This window comes from Paraburkholderia sp. EG286B, assembly GCF_040965655.1.
GTDB lineage: Bacteria > Pseudomonadota > Gammaproteobacteria > Burkholderiales > Burkholderiaceae > Paraburkholderia.
In genome coordinates, this window is the sequence record NZ_JBFRCF010000042.1 from 26,030 (window position 1) to 33,542 (window position 7,513).

Consider the following 7,513-nt stretch of genomic DNA (forward strand, 5'->3'; position numbering starts at 1 on the left):
GGGCTCATCCTTGTCTCCGCCGGCTTATGCGTCAGTCCCGGCATCAGTGCCGGTATCAGCCTGTTCCGCAATCTCGCTCACGTCGAGCGTGCGGCCGTCGCCACTTTCGACCAGGTCACCCCACGCCTGCACGCGCGCGCCGGGTGTGAGGTACGCCCGCACTTCTTCGGCGACGTGATGGGGCATCCGCAGCGACGTGCCGTCATCGAGCAATGCACCACGTAACTCGCCCTTCGGGCCATGGAGCGACAGCACGACGGTTCCCGCGACTTCCGTCGGGTGCGGTTCAGCCTCGGCCCTTTCAGGTTCGTCGTCGTGGCCGGGGCCATCGTCGACGATGGTCTCGCGGTCCCCGGGGGCAATCGAAACCGCCGCGATGATGTCCGCCGCGCGTGGCTTGACGCCTCGCACCGCGACGACGTCGCCGGGCGCAACACATTGCGCGATGCGTGCGCCAAGGTGCGGAGGGAAGTGGACCTGCCGTTCCCCGTCAAGAATGAAGCCGTCGGGTTCGCCGCGCGGGTTGAGCAGGAACTGCGTGACGGTGCCCTTTGTTTCGGGCAGACATGCCGGGTCAATCCAGTGCATGGTGTTTCTCCTTCAGTTGGGAAAGGCTGCATACAGCCGGGTGAGGTTGCCGGGGGTGCCAAAAGCGGTGGCCTGCAGGGCTTCGCCGTACTGGTTGCGGGTGCCGTACCCTGTAGCGGCGACGCTCGCGCCTGGGCGCAACAGGCTCGTGAACTGCTGCGCCGCGTGAGGCGTCAGCTTGATGACGGTGCCGTTGTGCAGCACGACCCCGTCGGGTTCCCCACGAGGGGCGGTCGTCACGCGCATGACCTCGCCCTGCGCGCTGAGCCGAACGAGCCCGGCGCCCCGAAGCGCGGGCGGTGGACGCGGTGCGTCCGGTGGCGGCGGCTGGTCGAAGAGTTGCTGGCCGGTGCGCTGGTTGACGATTTGCTGTGCCTTGACGTCGCCGTTGCCGTCCGTGAAGCCAGCGACCCGAACGGCGTCTCCTCGCCTCACGGCAGCGACGAGCTGCGTGCCGAGGTGAGGCGGGAAATGCACGAGCGACCCGTCAGTCAGGATGAATCCGTCGACATCGCCCTCAGGGTTGGTGACAAACCGGATTACGGTGCCTTGCGCCACAGGGGACGGCTGGACTGCGCCTGGCGCCCATGCGCGCGCGGAGCCGGAGCCGGTGCGGACAGCGGTCCACGGGGCAGGCCCCATGGAGCAAATGAAGCGGCCACCGCAGGCGGCACGTCTGCCGCGGCCGGTCCTGGCGGCGTCTGGGCTACACATGCGCTGGTCCAGGGGGTGAGCGAGACCAGCAACATGCGAAGCGCACCTCGCATGGCGTGCGTTGCCGGCCGCTTCGCGTGTTCCGTGTCGAGTCGGGATGTCGGGGACATGCTTCACTCCTGTCAGGGGACAGCGAGTGAATTGCAAGGTCGATGCCATGGGCACAAGCACGCCCGGACAAGGGGGTGACGGGGCGCGCCAGGGGAGAAGCGTCCGGTTGCTGGACACCGGGCGTCGGGTTCGTTGACGGATTACGTCAGTCCGAGGCTTGCCATCTTCGTGTAGAGCGATTGCCGGCTGATGCCCAGCCGGCGCGCGGCGTCGGCGCGGTTACCGTTCGCGAGCGCAAGCGCGCGGGCAATCATGACGCGTTCGACGCGTTCCACGGCTTCACCGAGCGGCAGGTCGGCGAATTCCGGGGGCAGCGCCTGCCCTGACGGCACCGAAGCTCCCCGGAGGAAAGCGAGGTCGTCTTCCGTTACTGCGGGGCCTGGCGCGAGCGAGCAGACGCGCTCCATCGCGTTCTTCAGTTCGCGGACATTCCCCAGCCACAGGTGCTCGACGAGACGCCGCTGCGCCCCGGCGGACAGGTGCATCGGTCGTCCGGCCGACCGTGCCGCGAGCCCGAGGAAATGCTCGGCCAGCGGCAGGATGTCGGCCAGGCGTTCGCGCAGTGGCGGCAGGTGGAGCGGAATGATATTCAGGCGGTACATCAGGTCCTCGCGAAACCCGCCCGCGGCGACCATCGCATCGAGGTCACGATGCGTGGCGGCAATAACGCGCAGGTCGACCGGCACGGACCGGTTGGTTCCGAGCGGATTAACGCTTCGCTCCTGCAGTACCCGCAGGAGCTTGGCCTGCATCGCGGGTGGCATGTCGCCAATCTCATCGAGAAACAGCGTGCCGCCATCTGCTTCGACAATACGGCCAGCACGGTCGGTCGCTGCCCCCGTGAAGGCGCCTTTTCCGTGTCCGAACAGTTCGCTTTCCAGCAGGTCGTGGGGGATAGCTGCGCAGTTCACGGCGATGAAGGGGCCATCCCGGCGACTGGACGCTTGATGCAGGACGTGTGCGGCGACTTCCTTGCCGGTTCCCGTTTCGCCCGTGATGAGGACAGTTGCATCGCTCGTGGCAGCCCGTCCGAGCTGCTTTTGAACCGCGCGCATCGCTTCGCTTACCCCGAGCAGCAGGGGCTTGTCCGAGACAGGCTCCCCGGCAAATGGCGCCTCCTCCGTTCCGGTCGGTGCAGGTGGCTGGCTGGCCGAGAAAATGCGCTCGAGCAGCGAAACGATGTCGTCGCGCCCGACCGGTTTCGTGAGGTGCTCGAAGGCGCCCAGCCGCATCGCGCCAATCGTGTTGTCGCTGGTTGCGTGCGCAGTCAGCATCACCACGGGCACGCCCTTCATGGCAGTGTCGGCCCGCAGCCGCTCCAGCACGTCCAGACCATCAATACCCGGAAGCCGGAAGTCGAGAAAGACGCAGGCGGGTGCCTGGCCGCCGCGCAGCGCTTCAAGGGCGGCTTCTCCCGAAGCGGCCGGCACGACGCGATGCCCGAGGTCGGACAGGGTTTCCGCGAGCCCATCACGGAATGCATCGTCGTCATCGACTACAAGGATGGTTGCCATCGAATCTCAATCACGAAACAGGTTCCGCTCACGGTGTCGTCAAGCCAGGCATTCCCGCCATGGGCGCAGGCCACTTCACGGACCACGGCAAGGCCGAGACCGGAACCGTCTGGGCGCCCCTCACGAACGGTTCAAAAATGCGCTCGCGCTGCCCGGCCGGCACGCCCGGCCCGTCATCGGCAACCGCAATTCTGAGATGCGGCTCCCCCCGTGGCCAATCCCGCTGAGCGGTCACGGTCACCATGCCGCCCGTGTCGACATGGCGCAGCGCATTCAGCAGCAAATTGTCGAGCGCTCGTTGAAGCTGGTCCGCATCGAATTCCGGCTGCTTTGACATCGGCCCTTCGGCCAGCTCATCGAGTCGCGTCACCAGAATCAGCCGGATGTCACGCTGGCGTGCCAGCTCACGGTGCGATTCGACGACTCTGGCCAACCATGCCGCGACTTGCACCGGATGCGGCTTGATGGTCACGGGCTGAGTCAGGGCGAGCAGGCTCGCGACCTGCGTCTCGATTCGGCCTATCTGCTCGAGGATAAAGCGAAGCGCGCCTTGCTGTCTTGCGTTGTCACCCGTCAGTGCGTTCTCGGCCTTCAGCCGCATGGCGCCGGCCGGATTGCGGATTTCATGCGCCACCTGTGCCGCCAGTTTGCCCAGCACGCTGAACCGCTCGGCACGGGCGAGTCTGTCACTGAGGTCCGTTGTCTGCTGCCGGAGTCGCTCCTCACGCCTCGCGTACTGGTTGAGTGCGTTGACGATTCTGTCGAGTTCGGGCTCGTCAAGACGCGGCAGATGGGTGTCGCGCTCGATATCGCCCTCAGACGACAGCGCCAGTTCGAGTCGCGTGAGATTGCGTCGCCAGCGACGCAGCGCCAATGCAAGTGTGGCCGCGACCACGAGAATGATGGCCAGCACAACGGCGAGTCCCGAGACCAGGAGTTCTCCATACGGTCCCATGGGCGGACGGGCGCGGGTGAGCATCCACGCGAACAGGGCGGGCTCATCCTTTACTGGGCAGGCCACGGCGACGACCGCATCTGCTCCGTTGCGGATGACATCGACTGCGACGGCATGCGTGGCAGCAGCAGTTCGCAGGGTGCGCAGAATCAGTGGCGTTTCGGCTTCCGGGATATCTCGCTTGATGCCGCTGCCCTGGTAAGTCGGAAAAGCGTAGGCCAGAAATCCGCTCCCCGGCGCGTTGCCAGCCTCGATCTCCCCGCCTGGCGTTGATTCCAGAGGCGCCGCGAACGCGATCGGGTCGGAGGTCCAGAACCCGCCCTCGACGCCCTGTGCCTGTCCGAGAACAATGTCGAGCACGGCGTGCATGAGATCAACGTTTCCTGCCACTGCCGCCGACATCGGCTGCGAGAGGTGGTACCGCGAGGCCACCGCTTGGCACGTACCCGTTGCCTGGTGTCTTGCACCTGTAATCTGCTGACTTTCGGCGGATATCGCCATGAACCACACGACGGCGACGAGCATGGCGCATATCGTTGCCACGAGTGCCCACAGGGCGACGAGCTGTGTCGAGAACGATGGTCGCTTCATCTGGACAAGGGCGGAGGGTACTGGGGAAGCATACGCCAAAGCAAAAATCGGGCGAGGCGGACGGGCCTCCTTGCACACGAACTGATTTTCGACTTCAACGCGAAACCAGGCGCTGCAGCACACATGGCCATCTGTTGCATCCCAGGCATCGAGCGCTGGATTGCCGCGGACTGTGCCACGTCGAGGTCCAAAACGCCGGCCTTTCGGACATCAGAAACCGTCACGAAACGGACAATTCAATCGGGCACGGCGCAAATTAATCCCGATCCATCTCCGGGAGACAGCAAAGGCCGGCGCAAGTGCAAAAATGGATATCTGGAACCTGTTGAGCGCATCACACGAAACAAGGTCGCTACACCGGAGGTATGCGGTGGCTTCGAAGTGCATGCTCAGAGCGTCGAAGACGCTGGGGTTGCGACGGAATGTCGGTGCAGCTGGCTGTAAAAATCGCAGGGCAGGTGCTGACTATTCACGCTCCTGCGCTTCGTCGTGCCGCAGCGCGGATCGTGTCGTGAATCGGCTTTGTGTCGCGGGTTGCAGTGCCGAAGGGGTATGAAAAAAGCCCGTCACATCATCGGGAATGCGGCGGGCATGAGATCCGGGAGCCGTTGCGAGAGCTCCCGGGGGCTGGGCACGCGGGGTACCGCGTACCCGCATGGAAAGGTAGCATTCGCATTGGGCGTTGTCTATCCGGCCGTTGTCCAATTGGCAGCCTTTCCCCTTGTTCGTGAGTGAGCCGCTCGACGCAATCCGTTGCTCATCGTCCAATTCGCCATGCGACGTTGGTTTTGAACGGTCGCAGGAGAGGAGCGTGTTCGGGGGCTCTGATATCTTCAAATGGAAGCGGTCGCCAGCGCGCAATCGCGCTGGTCGCACTTCGTTTGCGAAAGTTGCTTGCGCAACTACAACAGGTGATGGATAACATCACTGGCACTGAAGGCTGCCGGAGTGGGGTGGGACCGCGTGGTAAAGGTGACCGTATTCCTCGGACGACGCGAGGACTACAAGGCGGTGAATCGTATCTACGCGGCACATTTCGGGGAAATACCCCGCCCGCACGACCGCAATCCTGCCTACACTGCCGAACCCAGACTTCCTGCTGGAAAATCGATTGCGAGGCAGTGGTCGAATAGCCAACAGGATCGGCGCGCCTGGGCATCGCGCCAGTGGCGGCATTGATGATGACACGCAGCAGGGCCCTTCGTGAACGGTCAGGGTGACGGGGCCTTTTGCGAAGCACTCTTTGCTGCATGCTATCGCCGTCTGTTGCAGATCTGCCTCATTGCCGCGTTCGTCACTCCCTGGCGCGGCGCTCACGCAGCCGAAAGCCGCGGTACACTGCATCTGCTCGTCGGGCTTCAGCTTGCATTGCTGTTACTTCAGGCGCGACTCAAGGCGGGGACCGGGGCGCGCCAATCATCCTGGCCGGTCGTGCTGCTTGACGGGTCGGGCGTCGAACTCGCGCGGCCTGCACTTCAGCGGGTGCCAGCGCTGAAAATCATCCTTGCTTCGGGCACAGACACGCCGCCCGCCCGCGATGCGGGGCTTTGCGTTCGCCTCCGTGCGCAAGCCGTTTTCGGCAGAGCCGTTGCGCGATCTCATTGAGGCGGCCCGTGCAGGACGAACGAACGGGACCATCGGGTTGCCCGGAACGGATTGGATATCGGAACGCAGCGGACGGGTGTTCCGGCGGTTTTCTCGTTGGCCGGTTAGGCGATCCCACAGGAGAGCCCTGATAGGCACGCGGTTAGCGGTCGTCCGCGATACGATCGACGTCGCAACCGCCGATCCTGTCTATCGCGTTTAGCAGCGCATTGAGCGCCAATGGTTTGGTGACGATCTCGTCGACCTTGCCGGTGAAAGCCGGCGCGTCCTGCGGCCACACCAGTGCGATGATGGGTGGTTTTTTGACGCAGGTCTCAAAGCCCTCTATCAACAACATGGAGGCGCCGCGAGAAAACCGCGAGACATCGACGACGATCAGTTGTGATGGTTCGAGCCAGACTTCATGCCACGAATCAAAGGCACGCGCCTTCGACCGCCCGTAACCCTTTACGTCGAGCAGAACGGCCAAAGAATCACGGACCCACTTGTCGTGCCCAACAATCACAATCGGTCCGGATAGCGGCGCTAATTTCGGTACTCCATGGGCGGCTGGCCGTGAATTCGCTGCGTGGGCTGGGCTCGTACCGAAACAAACCGGATCAGGCGGCAAGATCAACTTGCATGGATTCAGCAGGCGTGGAGACACGTATCTACGTACGCTGCTCATTCACGGTGCGCGTAGCGTCGTGACACAAGCAAAGGAACCCGGCGCCTCGGTCGAGCAAATGAGGAAGCGGCGACCGCTGAACGTGGTGATCGTAGCAATGGCAAACAAGATTGCGCGAACGATCTGGGCCGTGTTGGCGCATAACCGGCGGTACGAGTCGGGATATGTGAGTTCAAAACCGGCATAACCCTGAACGGTCGGCGCAATGAGAGACATTCAGGAAGGGTTTAAACAGGGTGAAGAAAGGTTGCGCAGGTAATGTATGTAATGACACGACAGGTCGGACCGGGACTCGCTAAACTTGGACAGTTCGTAGAGCCTCGAGCTCGCTTGACGAATGAGGGTCGAGTCAGCGGATTTCATAGAGGGCCGCGGCCGTAGGCTGCAACAAGCCCGGATATAGAGCAGCAACCCATCCTGTCAGGATTGAACATACGGACCTTGTGCAAAGGGAGGCGCTCATATAGACGAACTGTGGGCACTCATCGAACCGCTGCTGCCCCCTCCCAAACCACGGCGAACCCGTTATCCGGGGCGCAAGCCGCTCGACAATCGTGCAGTGCTCACCGGCATTCTCTTCGTCTTACAGACAGGGCTGCGTTGGGACCTGCTACCTCGCGAAATGGGTTGCGGCAGCGGCATGAGGCTGACCCGGTTCGACGGACGGATTTGCAGCCAGCGATTTGATGCGATCTAACCTCCGCTGAGTGTTGAGTCGCGGGTTGTCCACGGGCGGGCGGCGGGTCGCCTCTCACGACCATGACGCTG

The 7,513-nt window shown here is 63.5% G+C and carries 6 protein-coding genes and 3 pseudogenes; 4 read left to right on the forward strand and 5 right to left on the reverse strand.

What is annotated here, in order from left to right; all coding sequences use genetic code 11:
* Positions 1 to 24: 24 nt before the first annotated feature.
* The 4 genes and pseudogenes from AB4Y42_RS40795 to AB4Y42_RS40810 form a co-directional block, all read right to left on the reverse strand.
* Entirely contained in the window at positions 25 to 588 is a 564-nt protein-coding gene (locus AB4Y42_RS40795) for a hypothetical protein (protein ID WP_368697475.1), read from the reverse strand.
* Positions 589 to 600: 12 nt separating this feature from the next.
* The gene (locus AB4Y42_RS40800) at positions 601 to 1,146 is read right to left on the reverse strand and encodes a hypothetical protein (protein ID WP_368697476.1); all 546 of its coding nucleotides are present in this window, start codon (positions 1,144 to 1,146) and stop codon (positions 601 to 603) included.
* A 407-nt stretch (positions 1,147 to 1,553) separates the two neighbouring features.
* The gene (locus AB4Y42_RS40805; protein ID WP_368697477.1) at positions 1,554 to 2,927 is read right to left on the reverse strand and encodes a sigma-54-dependent transcriptional regulator; all 1,374 of its coding nucleotides are present in this window, start codon (positions 2,925 to 2,927) and stop codon (positions 1,554 to 1,556) included.
* Positions 2,909 to 4,473: pseudogene (locus AB4Y42_RS40810) on the reverse strand (PAS domain-containing sensor histidine kinase). Before AB4Y42_RS40810 ends, AB4Y42_RS40805 begins: the two are co-directional and overlap by 19 nt.
* Before the next feature lie 972 nt (positions 4,474 to 5,445).
* Here AB4Y42_RS40810 and AB4Y42_RS40815 point away from each other — a divergent pair.
* Both AB4Y42_RS40815 and AB4Y42_RS40820 read left to right on the forward strand, forming a co-directional pair.
* Positions 5,446 to 5,652 (forward strand): hypothetical protein, encoded by a 207-nt coding sequence (locus AB4Y42_RS40815; protein WP_368697481.1) that lies wholly within the window; start codon positions 5,446 to 5,448, stop codon positions 5,650 to 5,652.
* Between the two features lie 24 nt (positions 5,653 to 5,676).
* Positions 5,677 to 6,078 carry a hypothetical protein gene (locus AB4Y42_RS40820; RefSeq protein WP_368697478.1) on the forward strand — a complete coding sequence of 134 codons (402 nt, stop codon included), beginning with the start codon at positions 5,677 to 5,679 and terminating at the stop codon, positions 6,076 to 6,078.
* Positions 6,079 to 6,220: 142 nt separating this feature from the next.
* Here AB4Y42_RS40820 and AB4Y42_RS40825 read toward each other — a convergent pair whose 3' ends face one another.
* The gene (locus AB4Y42_RS40825; protein WP_368697479.1) at positions 6,221 to 6,547 is read right to left on the reverse strand and encodes a hypothetical protein; all 327 of its coding nucleotides are present in this window, start codon (positions 6,545 to 6,547) and stop codon (positions 6,221 to 6,223) included.
* A gap of 73 nt (positions 6,548 to 6,620) precedes the next feature.
* Here AB4Y42_RS40825 and AB4Y42_RS40830 point away from each other — a divergent pair.
* Positions 6,621 to 6,932, forward strand: a pseudogene (locus tag AB4Y42_RS40830) (transposase); the annotation flags it as partial.
* Between the two features lie 276 nt (positions 6,933 to 7,208).
* Positions 7,209 to 7,388, forward strand: a pseudogene (locus AB4Y42_RS40835) (transposase); the annotation flags it as partial.
* Positions 7,389 to 7,513 lie beyond the last annotated feature (125 nt).